Source organism: Arsukibacterium sp. MJ3 (assembly GCF_000987765.1).
Lineage (GTDB): Bacteria > Pseudomonadota > Gammaproteobacteria > Enterobacterales > Alteromonadaceae > Alishewanella.
In genome coordinates, this window is record NZ_LAHP01000187.1 from 1 (window position 1) to 427 (window position 427).

A 427-nucleotide genomic window follows, 5' to 3' on the forward strand; every position below is an offset into this window, starting at 1 on the left:
CCAGATATTTACGTGCCGGAGTTTCGCGATCGGGTTCGTCAGCTTGATTTAAATGTTATCTCTGAACCATTCCGAACTACGCACGGCTGGCATATCGTTGAAGTACTCGAGCGCAGAGAGCAAGATGTTACCGAGCAACTATTACGTGAACAGGCTCAGCAAATCTTGTACAGCCGCAAATTCCAAGAAGAACTCGATGTTTGGTTACAGGAATTACGCGATAATGCCTTCGTGGATATTCGCACCTAAATGACCTTGCGTATCGCAGTAACTCCTGGGGAACCAGCAGGAATTGGCCCAGATTTAATTATCACACTTGCTCAGCAGCCTTGGCCTGCTGAGCTCGTGGTTTGTGCCGATGCCGAATTACTAGCGGATCGCGCCAAACAACTGGGTTTGCCACTGCAATTACTGCCGTATAACCCTG

At 48.7% G+C, this 427-nt stretch carries 1 protein-coding gene; it reads left to right on the plus strand.

The features are described 5' to 3' along the window. The coding region (locus VT06_RS17425) for a peptidylprolyl isomerase (protein ID WP_046555601.1) at positions 1-249 on the plus strand (249 nt) is incomplete at its 5' end. Between the last annotated feature and the right edge of the window lie 178 nt (positions 250-427).